22 protein-coding genes are annotated in these 26343 nt (G+C 53.2%); 7 read left to right on the forward strand and 15 right to left on the reverse strand.

Translation table 11 applies throughout. From position 1 onward, the window contains the following. Window positions 1–12 precede the first annotated feature (12 nt). The 11 genes from J2D75_RS11525 to J2D75_RS11575 all read right to left on the reverse strand — a co-directional run bounded on the left by J2D75_RS11525 (window position 13) and on the right by J2D75_RS11575 (window position 14673). Window positions 13–2280 carry a TonB-dependent receptor gene (locus J2D75_RS11525; RefSeq protein WP_207854967.1) on the reverse strand — a complete coding sequence of 756 codons (2268 nt, stop codon included), beginning with the start codon at window positions 2278–2280 and terminating at the stop codon, window positions 13–15. Window positions 2281–2563: 283 nt separating this feature from the next. Continuing rightward, complete coding sequence (locus J2D75_RS11530) at window positions 2564–3283, reverse strand: class II aldolase/adducin family protein (protein WP_207854968.1); 720 nt, start codon at window positions 3281–3283, stop codon at window positions 2564–2566. Between the two features lie 43 nt (window positions 3284–3326). Next, complete coding sequence (locus J2D75_RS11535) at window positions 3327–4367, reverse strand: ABC transporter substrate-binding protein (protein WP_207854969.1); 1041 nt, start codon at window positions 4365–4367, stop codon at window positions 3327–3329. 17 nt (window positions 4368–4384) lie between these two features. Beyond that, on the reverse strand, window positions 4385–5743 hold the full coding sequence (locus tag J2D75_RS11540) for an LLM class flavin-dependent oxidoreductase (RefSeq protein WP_207854970.1): 1359 nt from the start codon (window positions 5741–5743) through the stop codon (window positions 4385–4387). Between the two features lie 2 nt (window positions 5744–5745). Next, window positions 5746–8028 (reverse strand): TonB-dependent receptor, encoded by a 2283-nt coding sequence (locus tag J2D75_RS11545; protein ID WP_207854971.1) that lies wholly within the window; start codon window positions 8026–8028, stop codon window positions 5746–5748. A gap of 205 nt (window positions 8029–8233) precedes the next feature. After that, on the reverse strand, window positions 8234–9979 hold the full coding sequence (locus tag J2D75_RS11550; protein ID WP_207854972.1) for an ABC transporter ATP-binding protein: 1746 nt from the start codon (window positions 9977–9979) through the stop codon (window positions 8234–8236). Further along, on the reverse strand, window positions 9976–11079 hold the full coding sequence (locus J2D75_RS11555) for an ABC transporter substrate-binding protein (protein ID WP_207854973.1): 1104 nt from the start codon (window positions 11077–11079) through the stop codon (window positions 9976–9978). Before J2D75_RS11555 ends, J2D75_RS11550 begins: the two co-directional genes overlap by 4 nt. A 20-nt stretch (window positions 11080–11099) precedes the next feature. Continuing rightward, window positions 11100–11900 carry an ABC transporter ATP-binding protein gene (locus J2D75_RS11560; protein WP_207854974.1) on the reverse strand — a complete coding sequence of 267 codons (801 nt, stop codon included), beginning with the start codon at window positions 11898–11900 and terminating at the stop codon, window positions 11100–11102. A 22-nt stretch (window positions 11901–11922) separates the two neighbouring features. Next, window positions 11923–12705, reverse strand: a complete 783-nt coding sequence (locus J2D75_RS11565) for an ABC transporter permease subunit (RefSeq protein ID WP_207854975.1) — start codon at window positions 12703–12705, stop codon at window positions 11923–11925. Next, the gene (locus J2D75_RS11570; protein WP_207854976.1) at window positions 12702–13376 is read right to left on the reverse strand and encodes an ABC transporter permease; all 675 of its coding nucleotides are present in this window, start codon (window positions 13374–13376) and stop codon (window positions 12702–12704) included. The genes J2D75_RS11565 and J2D75_RS11570 overlap by 4 nt, the downstream gene beginning before the upstream one ends. A 418-nt stretch (window positions 13377–13794) precedes the next feature. Continuing rightward, on the reverse strand, window positions 13795–14673 hold the full coding sequence (locus tag J2D75_RS11575) for an ABC transporter substrate-binding protein (protein WP_207854977.1): 879 nt from the start codon (window positions 14671–14673) through the stop codon (window positions 13795–13797). Window positions 14674–14813: 140 nt separating this feature from the next. On the opposite strand from J2D75_RS11575, the gene J2D75_RS11580 reads away from it, so the two are divergent. From J2D75_RS11580 to J2D75_RS11590, 3 genes are all read left to right on the forward strand, one after another. Further along, window positions 14814–15212, forward strand: coding sequence for an ArsR/SmtB family transcription factor (locus J2D75_RS11580; RefSeq protein ID WP_207854978.1), 399 nt, complete (start codon window positions 14814–14816; stop codon window positions 15210–15212). Window positions 15213–15470: 258 nt separating this feature from the next. Then, window positions 15471–16982: a succinate CoA transferase gene (locus tag J2D75_RS11585; RefSeq protein WP_207854979.1), complete on the forward strand. Its 1512-nt coding sequence runs from the start codon at window positions 15471–15473 to the stop codon at window positions 16980–16982. Between the two features lie 18 nt (window positions 16983–17000). Next, a complete protein-coding gene (locus J2D75_RS11590; protein WP_207854980.1) occupies window positions 17001–18005 on the forward strand; it encodes a GlxA family transcriptional regulator in 1005 nt (334 codons plus the stop codon). Here J2D75_RS11590 and J2D75_RS11595 read toward each other — a convergent pair. Beyond that, window positions 17983–18636 carry an FMN-binding negative transcriptional regulator gene (locus J2D75_RS11595; RefSeq protein ID WP_207854981.1) on the reverse strand — a complete coding sequence of 218 codons (654 nt, stop codon included), beginning with the start codon at window positions 18634–18636 and terminating at the stop codon, window positions 17983–17985. The two genes, J2D75_RS11590 and J2D75_RS11595, sit on opposite strands and share 23 nt — an antisense overlap. 74 nt (window positions 18637–18710) lie before the next feature. Between J2D75_RS11595 and pdxR the strand changes: the two genes are divergently transcribed. Beyond that, entirely contained in the window at window positions 18711–20192 is a 1482-nt protein-coding gene (gene pdxR, locus J2D75_RS11600; protein ID WP_207854982.1) for a MocR-like pyridoxine biosynthesis transcription factor PdxR, read from the forward strand. 44 nt (window positions 20193–20236) lie between these two features. Here the strand turns inward: pdxR and J2D75_RS11605 are convergent, their stop codons facing one another. Together J2D75_RS11605 and J2D75_RS11610 are read right to left on the reverse strand one after the other, a co-directional pair. Then, window positions 20237–20605, reverse strand: coding sequence for a DMT family transporter (locus tag J2D75_RS11605; RefSeq protein ID WP_408736765.1), 369 nt, complete (start codon window positions 20603–20605; stop codon window positions 20237–20239). Continuing rightward, a complete protein-coding gene (locus J2D75_RS11610) occupies window positions 20566–21207 on the reverse strand; it encodes a LysE/ArgO family amino acid transporter (protein WP_341534977.1) in 642 nt (213 codons plus the stop codon). Before J2D75_RS11610 ends, J2D75_RS11605 begins: the two co-directional genes overlap by 40 nt. A 73-nt stretch (window positions 21208–21280) precedes the next feature. Here J2D75_RS11610 and J2D75_RS11615 point away from each other — a divergent pair, with 73 nt between their 5' ends. Further along, the gene (locus J2D75_RS11615; protein ID WP_207854983.1) at window positions 21281–22189 is read left to right on the forward strand and encodes a LysR family transcriptional regulator ArgP; all 909 of its coding nucleotides are present in this window, start codon (window positions 21281–21283) and stop codon (window positions 22187–22189) included. Between the two features lie 11 nt (window positions 22190–22200). On the opposite strand, the gene gntR is transcribed toward J2D75_RS11615, so the two are convergent. Beyond that, entirely contained in the window at window positions 22201–23223 is a 1023-nt protein-coding gene (gene gntR, locus J2D75_RS11620) for an HTH-type transcriptional regulator GntR (RefSeq protein WP_207854984.1), read from the reverse strand. A 321-nt stretch (window positions 23224–23544) separates the two neighbouring features. Between gntR and J2D75_RS11625 the strand changes: the two genes are divergently transcribed. Then, entirely contained in the window at window positions 23545–25116 is a 1572-nt protein-coding gene (locus J2D75_RS11625; protein WP_243428715.1) for a carbohydrate porin, read from the forward strand. Between the two features lie 46 nt (window positions 25117–25162). Next, complete coding sequence (locus J2D75_RS11630; RefSeq protein ID WP_207854985.1) at window positions 25163–26335, forward strand: aldose epimerase family protein; 1173 nt, start codon at window positions 25163–25165, stop codon at window positions 26333–26335. The last annotated feature ends 8 nt before the right edge of the window (window positions 26336–26343 follow it).

Raw genomic sequence — 26343 nt, forward strand, 5'->3', positions numbered from 1 at the left:
CCTCCAAAATTGTCAGAAGGTTTTTGATACGTTCAGGCCAATCATGCGCGGCGGCATTGTCACCACGGTTTCCAGAGAGCTGGAAATGGGTGAAGAGGCAGTGGTGATCGCCCGCTGATCGGTAAGGTTGTTAACAACAGTATAAACATCCCAATCATGGGCGCGCACACCCACCCGCGCGTTGAAGACAACGTAATCTCCAATCTGCCAGTAACTGGTGGCACCGGGATGAAATGCGGAAAAGGATTTGGAAACATAGTTTCCATCAACATGCACAATTCCGGTCAGAGTGCGGGACAATGGGTGATGGTAGTCCAAAGCCAGTGTCAGCGTGCCATCAGGAATATTGGGAATGCGGTCTCCCGTATGGCCTGTCGAAACCGATGGCACCGAACCATTTGCAATCTGGTCGGCTGTCAGTTTTGCGCTCTGGATCATGCCGTTAAAAGACAAATCAAGTTCGTTGGTCAGCCGGGCCGTGATTTCAGCTTCGATACCCTGAATCCGCGCGGCCCCCGCATTGCCCAGATAAGCATAGGTCGGGGTCTGGAGACTGACCTGCATATTGCTCCAGTCGGTGCGATAGGCCGCCAGATTGGTTGTGAGACGACGGTTCAGGAACGAGCCTTTAAAGCCAACTTCGTAGGTTCTGAGCATATCCGGCAGATAAGGGGCCGCCGTAGCCAGACCGATACCCTGATTGACCCCACCCGGCCTGAAACCTGTGGAAACCTGAAAATAGGCCAGTATCTGATCGGTAAACTGATAGGCCAGATTGACCTTATACAGAAAACCCGCGTTCTCACTTCCCCAGCTTTTGTTCGCACTGGGGTAAGTACCCAATTGTGGCAGACCTACCGAAGTAGCGCCGGAAACTGTCTTGCTGTAATGGTAATAACGCATGCCCGCCGTCAGGCTTAGCTTGCGGATCGGGTTGTAGGTTGCTTCGGCAAACAGGGCCTGCTGCTGAAGAATATCCCCAATGGTTCGTGACAGGCCAATTGTTGGCGATGCGGGGTCAATACCATTCGGTGTCAGGATATGTGCCTGAGACAAAATTCCCGACCGTCTGTTTTCCAGATAACCACCGACAGTCCATGTCAACGGGCTACGTTTGGTAGACTGGAAACGGAATTCGTTAGTGACATCCTCCAGAGATTGGGGCTGATAATATAGGGCCGGATTGGGATAATAGGCATGTACAACGTTAAACAGATAACTTGCATCGCGGGTCTGTAAAAGGTTGCGGTTCTGATAACTGGCCACATGGGTAAAACGCACCCACTGCCCCATATCGATATGGGTTGTCAGGCTATAGACAGACAGCCGATCATTAAACCCAAGGCGCGCCTTATCGCGGCTATTGTACAGCCCTGCCGATGGAAACCACCATGACGGGCCACCATCTTGTGATGACTGGCTGGTGGCGAAATCAATACTGATAAAGCGACGGGGCGTAAAACGCAGGAGAAACCGTCCCCCTTCAGAATGTACTTCGTTAACACCCTGCGTGCCAAGCGCTGGATTGTTTATCCAACCATCCATGGAAGAGCGGTAATAGACAAACCGAGCTGCCAGCACGTCCTTGATCAGCGGCACATTAAGCATCGCATTGACATTATAGGTCGCACCGCCGTGGAACACCCCGCCACCCTGCCCGTCTATTGCTGCGGCATAACGGGTTGAATCCGGCTTGTTGAAAATCAGCTTGATCGCCCCTCCCATGGCACCGGCCCCGTAAAGTGTGCCTTGTGGTCCACGCAGCACCTCAACACGTTGCAGATCGAACAGATGAAAATCTGAACTGCTCCCTGCAGGATTACTGGTCGACCCCGGCGGTGCCGCTAAAGCGGTTTCATCGTAATAAATTCCGACCTGTGAATCTCCAGCACTACGAATGCCACGTAGAGAAACCTGATTCTGCCCTGGGCCCGCATTGGTTACGACCAGTCCAGGCACCAGTTTTGCCAGATCCGCCAGATCATGAACATTGGCATTACGCAGCTTTGCCTGAGACAGAGCTGTTATGGCAACGGGTGTTTTCTGAATTGATGTTTCGCGTTTAAGAGCGGTTACGGTCACTTCCTCTGCCGCTTGGGAAACTTTAGGCTTGGTCTTGTCTATCGTATCGGCAAGCGCCATGCCATGCCCCATAAGGGAAACACCCGCATAGATGAGAGAGCCAGCATATAGTCGCTTGAATCCTGCCACCTCTGTGCGTCTGGCATTGGATTGCCAGAACCGCCTTGTGTCGGGTACGAATGCCACCGCCTGCGCCATATGCCCAGGTACCGACCGAACACAGGTGGTGATCACATCGAAAGCAAAATCAATCAGAATAAACCTTTTATAATGATATTGCGGATACATCTTTCGCACCGTCATTTTTTCCTCGTGAGAACGTTCTGACTGCTGGATGACACGCGGCCAATCCGATACGAAAAGGTGCTTCATCTACCGATGAAGTATTGGTAAATCGGTTATTGTGCCGTCTTGTTTATCCTTCCCTTTCTTTCGCGCCATATCGGCGCGAAAGAGGGCGCGGTGTACGAACGTTTTGTTCTTACAAATCTGTTGCTGTCAGCAGATTGCTGGATTTGGCTTTTTCATACAGACCACTCATGGTCCACTGTTGGCGCAGCACCCCAGGACCGAAAGGCCGGGAACCACCAATAGCCTGTGCACGGATCTGAATATCCGCCCCTTCTTCCAGCAACAGGATAAATTCAGCCAGATCGCGCAGACCTTTCCAGCCCCAGACAGTCGAACCGCCATTGGCCTCGATGATACCGGGCGTTTCAGGGGCGCGAGCCAGAGTCTGTAAAATGAAATCATCCTCCGGCTGCCTCCGGTCGATATACACCGGCAGTTCGCGCACAAGACGGAAACGCTGAACAGGGACATAATGGAACGGAAAACTACGGTGGGTCTGCGCCCATGCCCCCAGAGCGGGCGAATGCACGTGGCTGAGGCTGGTTATTGTCGGCTGTTCACGAAAAACTCTGGCATAACGGCTGGCACCACGGGCATTGCCTTTCACGGCATGACCTTGCAGGTCGAAAACATCCGCACGCAATGGACGATCCGGCTCAAACGGGCCAGGATAATTGACCGAAACAAGCAGATCCTCCCCCGGCACCCGCTCAATAAAACCAACAGTACCATTAGCGGTAATGGTGCCGGTAGACCGGAACGCGGCAAATGCACGCTCGGCCTCGGCTTTGACTGTTTCAATAAAGGCTTCAGTAGCCTGGTTCAGTACAGCAGTGGAAACGGTAGTCATGACAGATTATCCTTTTAAAAAATGATCTCGGCACCGCGTGACGTCAGCCGCCACGTACCCGGCGCCATGCTTCCTGCAACGGACGGGCATCAACCCAGTCAGACAGAGAAAAATCGTGATCGAGAAAACCATGTAGCCAGAGCTGCTTCTTTTGTCGGTTCAGCAAGGCCAGCCGCTCATCTGACAGGTTTGGATGCAGGGTTTCATGGAACGTCGCGCCATAAGCATTTACTGTGGCATCCACGCTGCCCTGCGTTTCATCGCTGAGAATACTCAGCACCTCCTCCGCATGATCTGCGGCCCAGTCAGCCGCGCGGAGCGTCTGTTCCAGAAAGCGCACCAGATGCTCGAAACGGGTTTCGATAAAATCCTCGTGGACAGTAATCGGGCGCGGCGTGCCGTTATTGACCCGATACCGCCTGTCTTCGATCTGATCTAGGTCAATACCGACGACAACACCCGCCGTTCGCGCAGCATCAACCGCCGAGGCCCCTTTGACATACACGGCGTCAACCTTACCCGCGACCAACGCATCCAGCGCCCATAACCGCGCACCCAGCGGCTGGTCGTGCGCACCAGAAGCCCCGACCTCTACCAACTCCACATCATCAAAACTCAAACCTGCAGCACGCAGCACGCCATAATAGCCCGAGACCGACATGCCTCTGGCGATACTGCTCCCCCGCACATGAGATTCAATCGGATTGGTCACGTATGAGGGCAGAGCCAGCCTGCGCCCCCTCAGGTCCTCCGGCGCGGCAATCCCCGATCCGGCACGAACTATGATCGCCTGCCGCTCCTCAATCCAAGTCAAGCCAACCAGCTTGGTACGCGCGCCCTGTGCACGCGCAGCCAGCGCCAGCATGTTGCCTCCCTCGCGCACAAGGCCGGGCAGTTCATGGTCGTAATGATGCCGCTTGAAGGCTGGTTCGTTCTGAATTGTCCTTACTGCGATACCATCCTGTGCAAATTCATGCTCCAGCCAGCCCAACCGGTAGGCGAGGCCCGTTGCTGTCGGCACCGGGCAGCGGGTAAACCAGATATCCGCGGATGTCGCCGCAGTCAGATTTTCGACTACAGACATAGCCTGTCTTCCCTAGCTTAAACCGGCGCGGCCACGTGGGCCGTATCCGATGCACGTACATGCTGGTTGGCAGGACGCGGCAGACGCAGGCGGTCGCGCAGGGTCTCACCTTCATATTCCGTACGGAAAATTTCCCGCCGCTGAAGCTCAGGCACGACCAGATCGACAAACTCTTCTAAAAAGCTCGGATTAAGCGGCGAAATCAGATTGAATCCGTCCACCACGCCCCGGAGAAACCAGTCTTCGATCTGGTCTGCAACCTGTTTGGGCGTACCAATAACCACCCGATGACCGCGCACCACGTTGTAGCGCAAGACCAGCTGGCGGATGCTCAGGTTTTCCCTCTGGGCCAGACGCACCACCTGCTCCCAGCGTCCTTTGCCGTTTTCTGGAACCGGTATATCCGTTGGCAGCGGGCCATCCAGCGGGTACGCGGTCAGATCAACGCCCATCAGTTCCACCGGGCCGGAAAAATTAACTGCACTCTGTAAGCGCTCAAACTTCTCCTGCGCTTCTTCCTCCGTACGTCCGATTGCAAAAGAGAGGCCGGGGGTGATCTTCAACTGATCTGGTGTGCGCCCCCAACGGGCCAGACGTCCTTTTACGTCGTCGTAATATTCCTTGGCGTCTTCTACGAATTGCGCGGCTGCATAAATCATTTCAGCATGCTTGGCGGCAAAATCTCGCCCCACATCGGAATTACCTGCCTGAACAAACACTGGATAACCCTGCTTTGGCCGCGGCAGATCCAAAATTCCATCAACATCGAAATAAGTGCCATGATGGTGTACCGGATGCCCCTGTGAGGGATCAAGAAAGAGACCAGTGGCCTTGTCTGGGTTATCGAAAGCACCGTCATCCCAGCTATCCCAGAGTTTCTTGGCCACTTCGATAAACTCTGCCGCCCGTGCATAACGGGCTTCATGATCCAAGGGATCATGAACACCAAAGGTCGCAATGGAACCGGGTGCGAGAGAGGATACGACATTCCACCCAATACGGCCTTTGCTCAGATGATCAATCGATGCAATAGCGCGGGCCAGTGTATAAGGGTGCGAGAAATTGGTATTGACGGTCGCCACCAGACCAATGTTCTGGGTTGCAACAGCCAACGCTGACACAAGGCTCAGCGGTTCAAAACCATGAAAACCGGCCCCTTTTGCATATCCCGACAGATCACCGCCCCCCATGCCGACAAAATCCGCCAAGAAGACAGTATCGAACTTGCCCCGTTCAGCCGTACGCGCCAGATGGAGCCATGCATCAAAATCAGGGCCTTTTCCCACCTTCGTCTCTGGCTGACGCCATGCACCAGGGTGATGCCCATAGCGGGTCAGGAATGCGCCCAGAACCAGTTTGCGCTTATCTTTAGCCATGATCAGAATTCCCCTGATATGCCACCACCGACCATTCTTGGGTCGATGTAATATTTGAGATAACCAAAGTTATTAGACGGGATAACGGTAGACGCAGCATGGCTATCCGTAATATTCCTTGTCCAAACAGTGAATTTCACGCGCGGGTTTGCCAGTCTGTACGACAAAGAGGCATTGCCGATCACAAACGGATTTTGCTCCAGCGGGGCAGTTTGCGTACCCGCATTGAAATAATAATGAGAGCGGTAAGACCAGTTGCTTTCGAAAATAAGGTGGTCCCCATTCCCGAATTCATGTGTGTATTCGACTGTCCAGCTTGCAGAAACATGCGGAGCACGCACGAACTGATTCCCACTGCAGCTCACACCAGATTTGCAATTAGGAAAATCTGTATACCGAGTATCAAGAAGGCCGACAGTTCCATAAAGCCGAAGAGGTTTAATCGGATGATATTGGAATGCCCCTTCAATCCCCTTCGACCATCCCTGCCCGGCATTGGTCAACTGACTGAGCGGCAACTGGATAACCGTAACCTGAATGTCCGTATAATCATTCAGAAAGGCAGCCAGATTGGCCGTCAGCTTGCCATGAAACCATTCACTTTTTAACCCGACCTCATAGGCCCGGATATATTCTGGATTGACAATGGCAAGCTGCGACTGGGTAGACGCGCCCGTATTAAAGCCACCAGACCGAAATCCTTTAGCGTAGCGGAAATACGCGCGGGCATTGTCTATGAAGGAATAAGTCAGAGTCACGTCATATGTGAGCGCGTCCCACCCACGCTTGGCATTCTGCATCGCAGTCGTATGAAGACCCGGACCAGAAACACCATTTCGCAACCAGAAATTATTTAGATCTGCAAAAGAAAGTGCGCCGGCACCAGCCGTAGAGCCATAGGCGTTCAGGTTGATCGCCTTATCTTCCCATGTCTGACGAATACCGCCTGTCAGTGTCAGTCGTTTTGTAATATTAAAAGCCGCATTGGCATACAGCGCGTAGCTGCTGTCTGTCTGGCGAAAGAACGTATCCGTATAACTAGTCGCCAAACCAACATTATTGGGCAAGCCAACTGTAGCTGCATCCGAAGTCATGCGTTCATGGTAGTAATTGGCGCCCACAATCCAGTGGAACCGGTCGCTGCCGGGCGAAACCAGACGCAGATCGTTGAAGATGGTATATTCGCTCAGCTTGCTATACGTGTGCGTCCCTTCATGCGCGACCTGTGTGCCCAAAATCGACTGTGAATCATAACCGTCAATCGCATTGATTGAGGTCAGTGTATAACGGCCCAAATTCCAGTCGAGATTCAATTGAGCGCTTTTATGTGTCAGATTCGTACCCGAATAACCGACCGAACTCTGATTATCATACCCTTTGGGGGCAGGAATGTGGGCAGTATCCGTTGGGAGCAGCCCTGAATAGAGCGTATCTCCCTCATTATGATAATCACGGTATTCCAGCTTTAGTAGCGCCGTAAAATTATCAGTGGGTTTCGCCAGAACCTGAAAGCGACCATTGATTTCGCGATTACGGTTTATTTTGCTGCCATTATAGTGGTTCGTCGCCAGACCATCATCATCCACATAATAGCCCGAGCCACGGATTGCTACTTTATCAGAAAGCGGTGTCCCCCCAGCAACTTCGAGCAGACGCCGGTTGAATGATCCGTATTCGGAGCGAGCATAACCACCAGCATGAGTCAGGGACGGCTTACGTGAGATGAAATTAATCGCTCCCGCCGTTGTGTTTTTTCCCCACAACGTTCCTTGTGGCCCGCTGAGAACCTCAACCCGCTCCAAATCATATAATGGAAAAGCCTGAGCCAAAATCGGGCCGATATAGACTTCATCCTGATAGACGCCGAGCGGACTTGTCTGACCGTTGCCCGGCACAGAATTACCAATCCCGCGCAGATACCACCGCGGAGTTGCATTTCCGCTTGCGTCATCACCGTTGAAATTCGGCACAAAACGCGAAACATCATTCGCGCGGGTAATCAAGGAGTTGCGCAGCCTCTCCCCGGTTATGGCCACCAGAGAACCTGGCACTCTTTGCGTGCTTTCAGCACGCTTTTGCGCCGTTACTATGATTGTTTCATCACCACCTTTCGCCTGCACCTCCTTAAGGCTGTCAGCGGCATGATTAACTTCTGACCGAACAACGGCCGGTTGTTTCTGCTTTTTTTCCTGAGCAGGTAGAACATTCTGCGCCCATACTGGCGACATCGCCACTGGGGTTGCAATACCGCACAGCAAAATCAGATATTTACGAGAATGTCCCATTTTTCCTCTCAGCCCAGATTAAGCGGGACCAGTGCTTCGCAAGCACACCGAAGATTTGCGAATCAACGATATTAATTGCGCCTTAAGATAAATTACATTTTTAAAGCTACATTCGGACACGCAAGAGTCAACATAATGTTTTATTTTTTTATATACAGTTTAAATGAGTGTAATTTAGCCACACTTTTCCATCCACAGAATGGCCTTACAGAACGCTCTGTAAGGCATGTAGGCGGGCATATACGCCATGCGGCTGGGCAATCAGGCTGCCATGATCACCACTCTCAACAATCTTGCCGCGGTTCATCACAAGAATGCGGTTGGCGTTACGGATTGTTCCCAACCGGTGGGCCACTATCAACGCCATACGGCCTGCCATCAGATGCGATAACCCATCCTGAACCTTGCGTTCCGATTCACTATCCAGAGCACTGGTCGCTTCATCCAGAATGACAAGCCCCGGGTCACGGAGCACAGCGCGTGCAATAGCAATACGCTGTCTTTCACCGCCCGATAGATGCACACCCCGCTCACCCGCGACCGTTGCATAACCCTCGGGTAACAGTCGGATAAAGTCGTCAGCATGGGCAATCCGCGCAGCGCTCTCTATGTCTGCTTCACTGGCCTTCGGGTTACACCAGCCAATATTCCGCGCGATGGTATCGTTAAACAGCGCCACATCCTGCAACACGACACCAAAAGCAGCCCGCACAGAAGCCTGAGTATAGGTACGAATATCCTGACCGTTAATCAGAATACGTCCCTGCTGCGGGTCATAAAAGCGTAGCAGAAGCCGGATAATGGTTGATTTACCCGAACCACTCGCCCCGACTAACGCAACATGCTCACCTGCCGTGATCTCGAAGGAAATATCTTCCAGAGTATTGTGCGCTTTATCAGGATACCGGAAATAGACGCCGCAAAATGCAATAGAGCGAATATACGTGAGTTCCGCAGCATCCGGTCTGTCTGTCACAGTCGGGCGCTCATCTAAAAGAGCCACCAGACGCTCTGCTGCGGTATCCACTTCGGCAGTCGTGTTAATCAATCGCCCTATTGGCTGCAAAGAAACAATCATGGCCTGCGTCAGTGTCAGAACCAGCAGAATATCACCCGGGCTATATCGCCCCTGTAGGGCGCCATACGTCACCCAACCGACAGTGCTGACACTCCCCACCGCGTTGATCAGGTTAATAACAACCCCCGACTTCTGCTCTACCCCCTGCTCAACCTCACGCACGGCCCACCAGTGGCGCTGTACGGCATTAAAACGGCTCATTATCCCCGTCTCGCCCGCCATGCTCCGCACAGTAGTAATCTGTGACACCATCTCCCCAAGAAGACCGGCCATAACACCAATCAAGCGATGCCATTCACGTTTGTACGAGCGGGTTTTCCCGGCCTCAGCCACAGAAAGATACAGGTTAAGCGGCACAATCAGCGCCATGATCAGCCCGACCAGTGGAGCCTTAAACAACAGTAGAACGGTACCAAACAGCAACTGCAGAATGGCGGATAGTGTACCCTCGCTCAACTGGAACAACCACATGGTAATTGTGGTGACTGTACCAAAACGATCCATGATATCGCCTGCGCGCGTACGACCGTAAAAGTCGATCGACAGACTGGTCATACTGTCAAAAACCCGCTGCCGTAGAGTGGAAATGGTATTGCGCCACAATGCATCAGATGCCTGTTCCAGCCAGGCTGATACCCCCACGAGTGCCAACCGGAGCGCGAGAAAGCCGAGAACAGCTATCGCAGCATCACGCGCTGCCTGCGTGGGCCCGATCCGCATAGCGGAAAAATCTGCAAGAATATTAACAATATGGCGGAAAATGAAGGGCGCAATGGCACCGCCCAGACCGATTACAGCACTGGTAAACAGAATAACAACGGCACGAAACCGATATTCCGGTATCAGGGTAATGATACGATAGATATTCCTCATTTGCGTGGCGCATCCCCTGCGCCACTCTGCGCCGCGCTGGCTGTCCAGTAGCCCTCCAGCCCCAGCGTTGTCATGGCTTTTGCCTCCGGCTCCGGGTCAAGCAACTGATGAATATCAATGTCGTTCGCGATAATATTCTTGGCACGTGCATACCGTGCAGCATCATCAAAATGGGCAATAACAGCATCAGAAAATAGCGGCGACCAGCGATCATGCCAGTTCAGAGCTGGATCTTCATACTGCCGCTCCAGTATGGTGGCAGCTGTTCCATTGCGCATACCCAGCTCAATAAAGGCTTGCCGATGTGCGTCTTCCGATGCCCATCGGGCGGCTGCGACATAAGCGGTCACAACCAATTGAGTAATATCCGGATGGGTCTCTATAAAACCACGATCCCCCCAGAAACCACCCAACGTATGCCAGCTCAGGGGCTTTCCCTTCGTAGACCAGATAACTTTCGCAATACCTTTATCGACCAGTTCGTAAGGGCTGATCGTAACCAGACCATCTACCGCACCCGCAGTAAGAGCCGCCGCCCCGGCATCCGGATTGATGTTAAAAAGCTGGAAATCAGCATAGCTCAATCCTTCCTGATCCAGCAGGTGCAACAGCGGAATTTCCCACGGTCGCCCTCTGTGAATGGCCAGTTTCCGACCTTTCAGGTCATTGATCGAACGTATTTCTGAGCTGGCGGGAACCAGCACATAAGCATCGCCCGGCCCCCACGGTAGGAGCAGACGGGTACGAACACCGGCCGCTGTACCGTTAAGGATCAATGCTGGCAATTCACCATAAGAAGCAAACTCAATGGCATGATTGGCAAAGGCCTCGTTAATTACAGGGCCAACAGCAGCATTGGGCGCTGGCACCCATTCCAGTTTGTATCCCCGTTTGGCCAGTTCAGACTTCAGCCAGCCCTGAGTTTCAACAACGTAATCAAGCCCTGCCCGCTGAGGTTTGCCCTGAACAAATGCTGTCACAGTCGCTATTCGTATTGTTTGGGCCTGATGTGTCACATGCCAGCCCCAGCCGGCCAGAACCACGGCAATAAGCAGCACACCACCCAGAGCCACGCGCACGTGGGTAGAAAGGGTTACCATATCCATATCTCCAGAAAAGCTTAGTCACCAACAAGGTCGGTCAGTATTGTTTCTTTGATACGTTGGACGGCGGGATCTGCCGGATCACGCGGATGGCTTAATGGCACCGGCACAATCCGGTGTATCCGCCCCGGCGCGGCGTCCATCACCACGATCCGGTCGGAAAGAAACACCGCCTCCTCCACATCATGGGTTACAAGAATCATCGTGCTACGCTGACGTAGCCAGATATGCTGTAACTCTCTTTGCAAGTAGGTGCGGGTTAGTGCATCCAGAGCGCCAAACGGTTCGTCCAGCAAAAGCAGTTCAGGCTCATTCACGAGCGCTCGGGCAATTGCGCCACGCTGCGCCATGCCACCCGATAGTTGGCGAGGCCACGCATCGCCGAATTCCGTCAGCCTCACCAAATCAATCGCGTCCGTCACGCGGCGGGTTTTTTCCACATCGCTCAGATCAGCACGCCCCTGCAATGCAAAGGCGATGTTGGAGCGCAGCGTCATCCATGGAAACAGGGATGAATCCTGAAAAACCATGCCACAATCAAGACTAGTGCCAATGATTGGCACATCATCAAGCCACATATCCCCCGCATGATCTCGATCCAGACCGGAAATCAGGCGCAGAAGCGTAGATTTTCCACACCCACTCCGCCCAACAATACTCACGAACTCGCCTGCTGCGATGTCTAGATCAATCCCGACCAGAACGGGCAATGTCCGACCGCCGATCTGATAGGATTTAGTCAACCCGCGCAGCCGAACCTTCCCCCGGACTGAGCGTGCGGGAGCATCTGAACTCTCAATCAGATTAGAAATATTCATGAAAAATCTGATCCTGTCATATTTAGCGCACGTTACGCCATTTCAGGGTCAATCTGGCGGTCAATACCACCAGAGCATCGATGAGGTAGCCGAGCACTCCAATCACCAACACGCAGAACAGCACTATGTTGGTATGAAATGCGGCCTGCGCATTCGCCATCATGGCCCCCAGCCCTGCTGCGGGACTGAAAAGCAGTTCAGCTCCAATCGTGCTGATCCACACGAAAACCACTGCCTGCATGAAACCGGTAAAAATGGCAGGCATTGCAGATGGCAAAACAACATCTCGTAAACGCGGCCAACCACTGACGCCATAAATCTCCGCTACAGCCAGATAACGAGGGTCAGTCTGTCTTACGCCGCCATGACTGGCGATAGCCATTGGATAAAAAGCCGCCAACGACACGACCAGAAGTTTGGCGCTTTCACCATTGCCGAACCATAGGCTGACCAATGGCACCAACCCGATAACAGGTACCTGCCGCACCGCACTGAAAACAGGGCCAATCAGTCGTTCTGCCGAGCGGGAAAGCCCCAGAAGGCACCCTAGTGCAACGCCGCTTACAGTTCCGATGAACAGCCCTGCTCCCGCACGCGCCAGAGAGGCTATGATGCTCTCTGGCAGTTCGCCGCTACGCATTGTTGCCGCCGCCCCCGCCAGAATGTCGCTGACAGGCACGAAGATATAGCGCCCTGTTACCCCATGATGTGAAAGCCAAACCCAGACCAGCAGTAACAAAGCAGGCAGCACCGTACCGCGCACATGCCAGATAGATGGCCACAAGGGGGCAAAACGCGCCTTCACGCCAGATGTCCATAACGCAGGATGGTTTGTTCAAGCAGACGGATCAGGCGATCCAGCACGAAGCCAATCACCCCGACCAGAACAACACCCCCCAAAACAATATCAACCCGAAAGACCTGCCGCCCCCATTCGAGCATTTGGCCGATCCCCTTATCGGAAATCATGAGCTCCACAGCCACCAGCACCATCCACGCTCTGGCTAGGGCAATCCGTAAGCCTGTCATGATTGACGGCACCGAAGCTGGAAAAATAACATTGCACAGCAACCGAAAGCCCCGCACCTCGTACAGTGCAGCCACATCGCGCCATGTGCCACGAATACCCGCAACACCTTCCAGAGTAGCCAGAGCAACCGTCAGCGTTACAACTTTGGCGACGAGAATGATCTCTACCAGTTGGCCAATACCAAAAAACAGAATGAACACAGGAATGAGCGCCAATGACGGCACCTGTCGCGCGAACTGGAACAACGGGTAAAAATAGGCTTTGAGCGTAAGGGACAAACCCATTGCAGCCCCCAAGGCCAGCCCGACGAGAACCCCAAGAGCATAACCGGCGAACAACCGCCCAAGGCTGCTCCCAACCTGCTGCGCCAATTCGCCGCTGGCTGCCTCAGCTATCAGCGTATTCAGAACAACCAGAGGAGGCACCAGAATGTCACGAGGGAACAAACCACTGGCACTCAAAAGCGCCCATATACCAAGCAGGATCATAACCGGTAGCAAAGTAGATAGGACAGCTTGCCCATTAATGCAGGTGCCAAGTTGGAGTAACGGCCTCGGCCATTTTCGCATGCCCACGACGATACCGCTCCCTTTCGCTTTCCCTGCCATTAGTATTTAACTGTGTTTTATAGTTGTTTTGTTATTTCACGATTCGTGACTCATATAGTAAGCGCAGAATTTACGCTATATAATTTTATATCTCTTTTTTGTGGTGGAATTGGCGCATACCAAAAGCATGCCCGGCCCCTGACGATGCTCTGGCACGCACAGACGCTCCGCCCCCTTCAGAAAAGGGCCGGAAGCGCGCAATATAAAGATGAGAAAAAGGTAAAGCCTGCCAACCGAAAGCGGTTTGACAGTGCGTTTATTCCATCAAGTCAATAGACCGTTCGAGCACACCATGACGGAACAGTATGTCCGCCTCATCCTGCAACTCGCGCAGGATTGTCGTATTGATATGATGAATGCTCCAATCGCGTGCCAGAATGGCCCGCTGCCAGCTCTTTCTTAACACGCTCCCAGCCGCATCAGCCGCCAGAATATACGAAGCCCGCGCAACATCTTGCGGAACTTCACGACCAAGCCGTTCCAGACCATCAAAAAAACTAGCCCGCGCATACGCGCTTAACTGTCTTTCTCCCAACGTCCAGAATATAGACCGATTGGGAATCAGCGCTTCGGAACCTTCCAGTAAGCGCATATTGCCTATTGTCATGGCATAGTCCTGATAGGGAGCGAGCGTCACTAACGCATCGATACTCCCCTGTTGCAGAACAGCCAGACCTGCACCGGGCATGACGTCACAGATGGTTATGTCATCCAAGCTCAGGCCGGCTTTTTCAAGCGCCTGCACCAGAAGGTAAATCTGGAATGACTTCTGGGCCAGACCAATTTTACGGCCGACCAGATCCTGTAATGACCAGACAGGAGAATCCGCACGTACGACGATAGAACCATCCAGCCTGCGCGGCGCTGATGCAGCAAGCAGGATAACATCCAGCCCCTTGGCCGCGGCAAACAGCGGTTGAGGGGAACTGGTTCCGCACACATCAATCTGACCAAGACTCAAGACGTCAGCACTCTGACTGCCCCCATCATAGCGTACAAACTCAACATCAAGACTGTCGAACTGCATGTCCCATGCCGCGGCAAGAGTCAGATGCAGATTGGCTGGATGAACGCCAATACGCAGCGGGGAGCGTTCATGCTTACAGGGCGGCTGAGGCGAGGCGGAAATGGTCATTTGATCGTTATATCATGTTATATATTTTTTCCATCGTGTTTTTACCCACTCGCGTACGCATGCAACGGTTGCGCCCGACAGCCCAATAAGGCTAGCCTTGGTAGTATCAGACAGTAGCGGATGCAAGGAAAAGCCAGACCATGACGAATGTCGAAGGCTGTAGACAGACAGATGATGTCGTTGAACTGCTTAAACAACTCGCCAATGCCAATAGACTTGCCATCATCAGCAGCCTGCTGGAAGGGCCGCGCTCTGTCACCGAGCTAGAGCTCGTTCTATCAATCCGCCAGCCCACCCTGTCGCAGCAGATCACCTCCCTGCGGGAAGCGGGAATTATCGAAGGGCATCGGGAAGGCCGTCATATAATCTATTCATTGGTAGATGAACGTACCACGACCGTTATGCGTTTTCTGGCCAATATTTACCCAGATATGATTCCAGAGCAGGTAAGAATACTCCCTCCGTTTGGCTATATTGACTGCGCAAAGCTACCGGACATGATTGTTAATATGCGCCTTTCCATGCAGGACGCATCCTAACATAGGGAATAGACCAAGCTCTCTGCCACGCAATAGAATCCGATTAAACAGATATGCCGTATCCACAAGCATATCAGGGGCGGAAGCCCTCTCTCAAACCGCGTGAATAACCGGCAGCGCCACTATCACAGGCCTGTGGCAAGACATGTCCCAATATAGTCCATGATACCTCATTTTCGGGCCATGATTGGCGTTGCTGTTGCGGCTGTTCGGCTTCCATCATGAGTGACTCCAAGACCACTCGGATGAAAGCCGTCCATGAAAAACCGTATCCAGAACCAGACATTCCTTGATCGTATCATGACAGCAGATGACGCTGCTGCAATGATCCGCAACGGGGATATCATCGCCACCAGCGGCTTTACCGGCGCAGGATACCCTAAAGCCGTGCCAGAGGCGCTTGCTCAACGCATTGAAACGGCCCATGCCGCTGGCGATCCGTTTACAGTTCGGCTTCTGACGGGCGCTTCAACAGGGCCGCAGCTTGATGGTGCGTTAGCCAAGGCCAACGGCGTGGCATTTCGCTGCCCCTATAATGGCGATGCCACAATGCGGACGCGGATCAACGAAGGCAGCACACTCTATCTCGACACGCATCTTGGGCAGGTGGCGCAAAAAGCAAGGCAGGGACAGTTTGGCAAACCAGACGTGGCTATTATCGAAGCCGTGGCAGTATCTGCTGACGGGACGCTGACACTGAGTTCTTCGGTCGGTAATACCCCAACATGGGCGCAGATTGCCGATAAAATCATTATCGAGATCAATACATGGCAAAACCCTGAACTCGCAGGCATTCACGACATCTGGGGTGGCATACGCACACCGCCCAACGGGCAGGCCATTCCGCTCATCCGCCCCGGCGACCGCATCGGGTCTGGCACACTCTCCATCGACCTCGATCGTCTTGCGGCTGTCGTGATGACGGATGAGGCGGACCGGAATGCTCCCTTTGCCGAGCCAGACGGAATTGCACGGCAGATTGCTGGTCATGTCATGGAATTTTTCGCCCATGAGGTCAAACAGGGACGACTTCCGCCATCACTGCTGCCGCTCCAGAGCGGGGTAGGCAATATCGCCAATGCCGTGTTGGAAGGTTTGAATAGCAGCCAGTTTGAAAATCTGACCGGGTTCAGTGAAGTCATTCAGGACGGCATGCTATCCATGCTGGAAAGCGGCCGGATGACAGTGGCCTCGGCCTCCTCTTTTTCCCTGAGCCCTGAAGCGGCGCAGCGTATTAATGATAATGCCACATTTTTCCGACAGAAAATTGTGCTCCGGCAGCAAGAAATCAGTAACAGCCCCGAGTTGATACGGCGCCTTGGGATTATTGCCATGAATGGCATGATTGAGGCCGATATCTATGGCAACGTAAACTCCACCTGCATCATGGGGTCGCGCATCCAGAACGGCATAGGAGGCTCGGGCGACTTTGCACGCAATGCATTCCTGTCGCTTTTTGTGACCCCGTCTACCGCCAAGGGCGGTAAGATATCGGCATTTGTACCCATGCTACCCCATACGGATCATATTTTGCAGGATGTGCAGATTATTGTTTCTGAACAAGGACTTGCAGACCTACGTGGGCTTGCTCCCGTTGAGCGCGCACGAGCTATTATTAGCAAATGTGCACATCCTGATTTCAGGCCGCAGTTACAGGATTATTTCGATCAGGCACGGCAGCATAGTTTCGGCCAGCATATTCCCCAGCATCTCCCCGCAGCCCTTGCATGGCATCAACGTTATATAGAAACCGGAAGCATGACAGGCTGAACAGGAACCGGAAACAGGATGACCGAACTTCTGATTGTCTTTGTGGTAAGCGATGGTGTCCAGTTAATGGATATAGCCGGACCAGCCGACGTTTTCGCTGAGGCCAATACCGTTCATGGTCGTCCGTTCTACCGCTCGGTCATTGCGGCTACAAAAAAGGACATCCGCAGTTCATGTGGTTTCAGCCTGCGAGCCGACCTGCTGCTCGGGAATATCCGCAATCAGTGCATTGATACGCTACTGGTGGCCGGATCCCCCGATGCCTCAGCCAGAACCAACGATCCGGTTTTAACGGCCTGGTTACAGCAGGAAGCCCCAAAAACCCGGCGCTTTGGCTCCGTCTGCGGTGGTATTTTCCCGCTTGCACAAACTGGCCTGCTCGATGGGCGCACCATCGCCGCGCACTGGGCTGATGTGGACTGCGTACGTGAGCGCTTTCCGGCCATAACAGTCGATGCAGATGCAATCGTCAGGCAAGATAGCGCGCTGCGAACAGCCGCGGGTGTGTCATCTGGTCTGGATCTAGCGCTTTCTCTGGTGCGGGAAGATCTGGGAGACCGCATTGCCCGTGATGTCGCGCGGCAACTTGTATTGTTTTACAAGCGCCCCGGCGGCCAGTTACAATACAGCCGGCAAAAAGAACTGTCTCCTGCGGGCCGGTCTGCCTTACAATCTCTGCAACGGCAGATCATGCAGCAACCGAGCGCTGAATACAGCGTAGAAACAATGGCAGGAATGCTCGCGCTTGAACGCCGACAACTGACACGCCTCTTTGCTCAGGAGACCGGCCTGTCACCCGCCCGTTGGGTTGAGCAAACCCGCCTGGCTCTCGCCAGAAACCTGCTTGAAGACGGTGGAAAACCTCCAAAAGTTGTCGCAGCCGAAGCTGGTTTTGGCTCAGTCAGGGTTTTGCGGCGGGTCTTTCAACGCCATCTTGGCGTAACGCCCGCCGAGTACAGGAAGCGCTTTGGCCAGCTACATGCCCCGCTCCCTGCCCTGCTCAATCAAGATCAGGCCGAATAGCATCCCCTTCAACCGGGATCATCTGCGCCACGGCACGATCCAAGAGATCAGCGCTTGCCGCCAACCCCCGCACCACACCGGCCCGATCATCGGCTCCCCGGTTCTGGCTCATCTTACGCTTGGCCAGTAATCGGGTAATCGGCATACGAAGGCCAACAACCCCCTTAAGCTGCCCTTGAATGAAAGCATCCGGCGCATCCGTAACATGCCAAGGTGTTTTCTGCGTTGCTTCGTGCTGGTTCGTCAGCCGTGTGACGATAGCAAGAAGGCGGTTCGGATCTCTGAAGAACTCTACCGGGCCAAAAGCCTGAACGGCCTCATAATTCCAGGTGGGGACAACCTTGTGGTGGAGTTGCTTGGAAGGATACCAGCTTGCACTAATATAGGCGTCTGCCCCCATAAAAATGGCCAGCGCCTCCCCCAACACAGGTTCTTTCCATTGTGGATTAGGCTGAGCAAGATGCCCGTACAGAACTCCGAACTCACCCTCCTCCGTATCCAGAAACAGAGGAAGTGGTGTTGCAATTGGCCCTTTGGCAGTCGCTGTCACAAACTGCGCCAGCCGTGCATTGCGGATGATGCCGTGTAGGATCTCAGGATTATCTTCGTGGAAAACGGGTGGAACGTGCATATGGATTACCCCCTTGGCTTTCCAGAAAAGTAACGCAATACTGGACCATTATTAACGTCCAGTTATGATAAATTATGCCAGTCCAGTTTTCTGCAAAACTACCTCGCACAAGGCCACTTGGCGGGCGGCAGTTATATGAAGCGCTGAAAGCGCAGATTGCAGAGGGAGTATATCTGCCGGGAACAGCCATGCCCTCCACCCGAGCACTGGCACTTGAACTGGGCATCGCACGTTCAACCGTAACGTCAGCCTATGAGCAGTTGCTCGCCGAGGGCTTTCTTGAAAGCCGTCAGGGTGCGCCTACACGCGTAGCCTCACTTCTGCCTCGCCAGATTTCTGTCTTGGACAACAAATCCGACCGCTCCTTGCATCAGCTCTCAGCCTATGGGGAGCGAATGAAAAGACTGGCAACAGGTCAAAGTCATCATCTGGCTACCCCGGAGCCTGTTATCGACTTTCGGTACGGTCATCTAGCAGCGCGGGATTTCCCGACCCTTGCATGGAAGCGCGCACTCACAGCGGCCCTGACGCGACAATCAGGCCGCTTGAGCTATGGGCCACCGGAAGGTAGCCTGCGGTTGCGCACTGCGTTACAGGCTTACCTATGGCGAGCACGTGGTCTGCACTGTGATGCTGGACAGATCATTCTTGTCAGTGGCTCTCAGCAAGGGCTTGATCTCTGCGCACGCATTTTTCTCGACCCGACCGATAGATTTATTGTAGAAAACCCTTGCTATCAGATGGCAAGGCAGGCGTTCAGCGCTAACGGGGCGGTAGCGGTATCCATTTCTGCCCGCGCAAACCTTCAGGATGCGCCCCTGTGGACCAGAGCGGATGCCCGCCTTGCCTATGTAACACCTTCACACCAGTTCCCCCTTGGTGGCGTCATGCCGATTGCACAGCGGCAGCAGTTACTTGCCTGGGCCCAAGAGACTGGAGCCTATGTGATTGAGGATGATTACGACAGCGAGTATCGCTACGATATCAAGCCTGTCCCTCCCCTTTACGGCCTTGGGGGTGAGACAAGCCGCGTCATCTACCTCGGGACAGTCTCCAAAATCCTCTCACCCGGTCTGAGGGTTGGCTATGTCATCGTTCCCTCCGGTCTTCAGGCAATATTTGCCGCCGCCAAGCAGCTTGCTGACAGACATAGCCCTGTAGCCGAACAGGAGGCCTTGGCATCATTACTGGAAAGCGGCCTGTATGAACGGCATATCCGCCGTGTGCGCCGCCGCAATGCCGAACGCCGCCGCTGTCTGCTCGATGCTCTGGAGCGATCCTTAGGCAACAGAATAACGATCGAAGGGGCAGAAGCCGGGCTACATGTCGTCGTCTGGCTCCATGATGTGGCCGCTGCTTCTGAATCGGCTCTGCTGGCACGAAGCAAACAGTGTGGCCTCGGCCTCTATCCCATCTCCCCTCTTTATGACAGCGCACTTCCTGAACAGGCACCGGACTGTGTCGGTTTGGTCATGGGTTATGCAGCACTGGATGACTTTCAGATCCGCAGAGGGGTTGAAATACTGACGGACGTCATTCAGTCGCTCACAGGCTGAGCAGCCGTAAGGATGGCATGGACATACAGCTTTTTCCAGACGGCCTACGCCTGACCACCAATTTTCATTAATGTGAGGCCTGACACAATCAGAATAGCCGCCAGAAAGCGTATTGCCGAGGCACTTTCACCAAAGAACATTATCCCGGCGGCAAATGCGCCTATGGCCCCTATTCCGGTCCAGACCGTATAAGCCGTTCCAAGCGGCAAAGATTTCATGGCCGTTGAAAGCAGGCCAATGCTGATCAAAAATCCGCTAACGGCCACCACGGATGGCCCTAATCTGGAAAAACCAGCTGACTGCTTGATGGCCGTTGCCCAGACCACTTCAAAAATACCGGCGAGAAAGAGAGCGATCCAGTTCATGGCGATCATTATTCCTGCGTCAGACAATGATGAAAGAAGCTGCTCCACAACAAAGACATCGAGAGCATGAGCATGATGCCACCCATGACAACATCGAGACTCTGCCAGGCACGGGGCCGCGCAAAGATGGGTTGCAGGAGACGTGCGCCGTAACCCAAAGCCGCAAACCATAAAAAACTCGCCGATACCGCACCTGCTGCAAATACCGGCCTTGCTGATGGGGGTTGCGCCATTGCCGCAGCCCCCATCAGCAGAACCGTATCGAGATAAACATGCGGGTTAAGCCAGGTAAAAGCCGCTACAGCAGCCAGCGCCTGCCTTAGGGAAACGCCCTGCCCCGCTACTATAGACATACTGTCATGGCGCACCGCCCGGCGCAGTGACTGCACTCCATACCACCCTAGAAATGCCGCTCCGGCCAGCGTGAAGCCCATAGAGAGAACAGGAAGAGCAGAAACGAGAGCCCCCATCCCATTCACACCGGCGATAATCAGCACGGCATCCGAAACGGCACAAAACAGGACAATCGCGCCGACATGTTGGCACTTCAGCCCCTGACGCAGCACGAAGAGATTTTGCGCCCCGATTGCGATAATCAAAGAGGCTGAAAGCGCAAAACCGGCCGAAAAGGAAAGTAGGAACGACATCATGCGTTCTGGGTAGGCGATTTTTTTTGATAAGAAAAACTTGTTTTTCTAAATCATATGAAGCAATTCTTATTTCATGCTGGATTATGCCACCTTAAATGCTGTCAGTGCCGTTGTGCGCGAAGGCTCTTTCGAAGGGGCTGCTCAAGCTCTTGGAATCACACCTTCGGCCATTTCACAGCGTGTGAAAGGATACGAGGAGAAACTAGGCGCGCTCCTGATTATCAGAGGGCAGCCCTGCAAGCCTACAGCTCTGGGCAAAGCTCTTTGCGCGCACATTGACAAGGTTCGTTTGCTTGAAGCTGAAATCCCCCAGCTCTCGGCAGATGCCGCTCTGGCAATATCGCGCTCTCCCAGTCTCAAAATTGCCGTTAATGCTGATAGTCTTGCAACGTGGTTTCCCGAAGCTATCGCCGGTTTTGCAAAAGAAACCCACGTTTTTCTGGACCTTCTGGTCGAGGATGAAGCCCATACGGCAGACCGGCTTCGCTCGGGCGATGTGATGGCGGCGGTTACGGCAGATTCTGCCCCGGTATCAGGGTGCCGCACTCTCCATCTGGGTGTGTTGCGTTATGCCGCCTGCGCCAGCCCCACCTTTGTACAACGCTATTTTTCCAAGGGCTTTACACGAGACGAATTTACCACAGCACCCTGTATGTGTTTTGAAAAACGGGACAGACTTCAAACACGGTGGCTACAGGAAGTGCACCAGCTTTCTTTGCCATTACATGTGCATTATATCCCTTCCACTCAGGGATTTCTTGACTTTGCTCTCGCGGGGTTAGGCTGGGGTTTACAACCGCTTTCTCTCGCCCAAAAACATCTTGCGGCAGGCGAGCTAATTGAACTTGCCCCACACCATGCGGTGGATGTTGATCTTTACTGGATTATTCCACGGTTAAAGAGCGACATTCTAGAAAAATTAACACAACATCTAAAAATACAGTGCTCACGGAATAAATATCTTGAGCAGAAATCAGTTTAACATGCACAATACTAACTGCTTTCTCTTTTTATAAATGTAAAGCCAAGATCCAGACTAGGGTTGGCGGGCTCTTTCCCAAGCATTAAATCCACCAGCATTTTTGCAGCCTCTCTCCCGATTTCGTAACGGGGTGTGGCCACCGTACTTAAGGACGGCATAATCCATGCTGAAGCAGGCAAATCGTTAAAACCGGCAATGGCAAGCTGCTGTGGAACGTTTATCCCATGCCGTTGACAATAAAATAATGCCCCCTGCGCCAAATCATCATTACAGAAAAAAAGGGCATTCAGGTCGGGGCATTCCTGCAAAGCACGCGCCGTCAGTCTGGCGCCGAGTTCGATAGACGAGCGATCCGGCACAGTGAGAACATAAGGAGCCACGCGCATTGTCTCTTCCACAATGCGCTGAAAACCTGCCCCCCGTGCCATTGTCCGGGGGTCAAGCTGCGAGGCCACGAAGCCAACCCGCTCATAGCCTCGCTCAAGGAAATGGCGCGCCACTGCCGCCCCACCGCTTTCTTGAGAAAATCCGACTGAGTAGCTACCCGGTCTATGATGTAGTTCCATCATATGAACCACCGGCACGGCGGGCTCTGTCAGCAATTGGAATGTTTGCGGCAAATGGTCTGTTCCACATAACAACACACCATCAGGACGAAAAGAAAGCAGCCCTCTTAACAGCCGATGCTCCTCAACAGGAGAATAATCCGTTGCGGCAGTGATCAACTGATACCCTTGTGGGGAAAGAATATCGTTTATCCCGGCAATAACCTCCATGAACACCATGTTGGTAATCGAAGGAATAAGCACGGCAACATTCATGGATCTGGAGGAGGCAAGCGCACTTGCCGCACGATCAGGAACATACCCCAAGGTTGCTGCGGCCTGTTCAATCCGTATTCTCAGATCAGAGCTGACCTTTGATGTTTCGCGAAAAGCTCTGGAAACACTGATCATGCTTGTATTGGCTGCCGCCGCAACGTCTTTAATCGTAGCACGCCCCTTGACAGGAGAACGCGCCTTCCGGCCCGCCATACTCAACCCTCAGCACTTGATGTCAGTGAAACTGTAATTGTACCGACATTGGAAAATGGTCACTTACGCATATGCTGAATGCGGTGAGAGTTGACCATAAGAAGCATGACCAGCGCGGCAAGAGCCCGCGACGATTTTTATCCATTACATAAAATTTAATTATGAGCACAGAGAAAGATATTCCCATTTTTTACAGTTATTTAAAGGGGAAAATAACTTTCTGGAACCTTATCACATACTCGTGCGTTAGCTGCAACCCATCTATGCAACGCCATATGTTAGCGCTACCACAACGCCGCAACAAACAACCCAGGGAAGAGCATGACCAGTCGTTCATTCATATATGGACACACAGCAAAAGCGGTCGGTATCGCTGCTCTGGTCGGGTATTCCCTGACGGCTTATTCGCCCACTCATGCACAGGTCACAGGCCGTTTACCCTCAGCTAAGCGCATCATGACTGACAGTGCGCCGCCAGAAAAAAATGCCTCACACGCTCTGGCAACTCTCTCCCCTGATACGCCGCCTATTCTTTTTGGCAGTCCGTATGATCGCTCCCCTGCCTCTTTGGGGATAACACGTCACGCACCAGCCCCTATACCCGACACACCTTTTATCCCCCCTTCCTTCAACGACTGGTTTGATCAGAAAACCATGACAGGAGATTGGGCGGGCGAGCGTATCCGCCTGCAGAATGAAGGCATTAACCTCTTTGGCCATTATCTTGAGGATAGCGCAGGCAACCCGGTAGGAGGCCGCGCCAGCACCGTGCGCTATGCCCATGAACTGGCACTCGGGGCAGATGTCAATTTCGCCCAGCTTACCGGGAAAAATATCGGTATTTTTCATGTGCTCCTGACAGAACGTGCAGGACTTGGTATCGGCCAGCAGCTTCCGACCCTGAACAGCCCGCAGGAAATCTTTGGCTCAGGAGAAACGATCCGTTTTACACGCCTCTCTTTTGAGCGGCAGTTCGGGCGTTACGTTGATGCCGAAATCGGGTGGATCAATACCGAGAATGATTTTGCCCAATCCACCATGCATTGGGGCATGAATCTATACTGTCAGTTTGAAACAAATGCTGTCTGCGGTATGCCTCAGGCATTGGCCAGCAATTCGGGCTATGGTTATTACCCAACCGCTCACCCCGGTGCTTATGTGAAAATATTTCCGTTTGGCGATGAGCGCATGCTTGTCTCGGCGGGCATTTACAATGTTGACCCCACAATTTCAAACACAGGCTATGCCTGGAAACTGGGGCTGCACGGAACCACGGGCGTCTATCTACCGTTCCAGATTGGCTGGCACTTTGGTGGAACAGATACACATGGAGCACTCCCTACAAACATCAAGTTTGGGGGGTATTGGGATACCTCCGAAGTTAATAATGTTTATAGCCAGTTCCAAGGTTTCCAGCCCTCGGGTGTTAATGTCGGCGCTCTGCCAATTGAAAAAATACGCGGTCGCTACGGCGGGTGGTTCGAAGGCGATCAGATGCTGCAACGCGATGCGGCTGACCCCAACCGCTCTACAGTCGCTTTCCTGTCCTTCACATGGGGCGATCCGCGAACGGCAATAGCGCCCTACTACATTACCTGGGGCATTGTACGTAAAGGCACGTTTAAAAACCGCCCGAACGATACGTTCAGCATTGGTGGAAAATTCAACTTTGTTAATCCAAAACTTGGCATTTACGCAGCGGCCCTACAACAGCAGGGATACGGGGATATTTATAAGCCAAGCGGCGAACATGCTGGCGAAATCAACTATGGGTATCGCCCCTCCCCCTGGCTCACCCTTCGTCCGGGCCTACAGTATATCTGGCACCCCGGAGGCACGAACCGTTACGCCAATGCCCTGCTTATCGACATGGAAATGGGTGTAACATTCTGATGCACGGCATCCTGTTATCCCTTTCGTTCACGGCAAGAGAAACACGATGATGAAACAATATCTTTTCCGCCATCGCTTACTGAGCCACATCGCTCTGGCAGGGGTGGCCACATCGCTCTGTTTTGGCGCGGCACTCGCTTCGCCCAAAGTATCTGTCGCCCCATGGGGAAAACTCCCGGATGGACGCAAGATCGAAATCATTACCCTGAAGAATGACCATAATATAACAGTAAAAATCATAACCTATGGCGGCATTATCCAGTCGATAGAAACACCGGATCGTTCTGGCCAGATTGGCGATATTGTACTCGGGTTTAAAACACTGGATGGTTATGCCATCGACTCAGCCAAAGGTGGTCTGTTTTTTGGTGCCATAATAGGCCGTTACGCAAACAGGATTGCAAAAGGCACGTTTACACTTGATGGCAAAACATACCATATCGCCATAACAGCCCCACCAAACGCCCTGCATGGTGGTAAAACAGGTTTTGACAAGAAAGTCTGGACGCTCTCGGGACATCATGCTGACAGCAAGGCGGCCTATGCCTCACTTTCTCTCGTATCGCCCGATGGAGACGAAGGTTTCCCCGGAAAATTAACCACACAAGTCACATATAGCCTTGATAACACCAATGCCCTGACCTTGCATTATCAGGCCACCACAGATGCTCCAACAGTTCTTAACCTGACCAACCACACTTACTGGAACCTCAACGGTGAAGGTTCTGGGTCAATTGCCCCAGAAATATTACAGATCGAAGCCACCCGTTATACACCAACAGACGAGACTTCGATCCCTACGGGAGAAATCGCCTCCGTAGCGGGGACACCTCTTGATTTTACCAAACCCCATGCCATTGGCGATCGCCTGCGGGATTCCTTTCCACAGATGATGTACGCACGCGGATACGACCAGAACTGGGTTATCAACGGCCCAGCCAACCAAACCCCAAGACTAGCTGCGCAGATTTACGATCCGCGTTCAGGACGATCGATGGATGTCCTGACAAACCAGCCCGGCCTGCAGGTTTATACATCTAATTCACTGGATGGAGGCTATGCCGGGATTTCCGGAAAAGCCTATCGGCAGACTGACGCCATTGCGTTTGAAGCCGAGCATTATCCCGACAGCCCTAACCATCCGACTTTTCCCACAACAGAACTGCGGCCCGGCCAGACATTCGATTACACGACGCTCTACCGGTTTTCCCGCAAATGACGGCCTCG

The organism is Acetobacter suratthaniensis, from assembly GCF_017377745.1.
Classification (GTDB): Bacteria; Pseudomonadota; Alphaproteobacteria; order Acetobacterales; family Acetobacteraceae; genus Acetobacter; species Acetobacter suratthaniensis.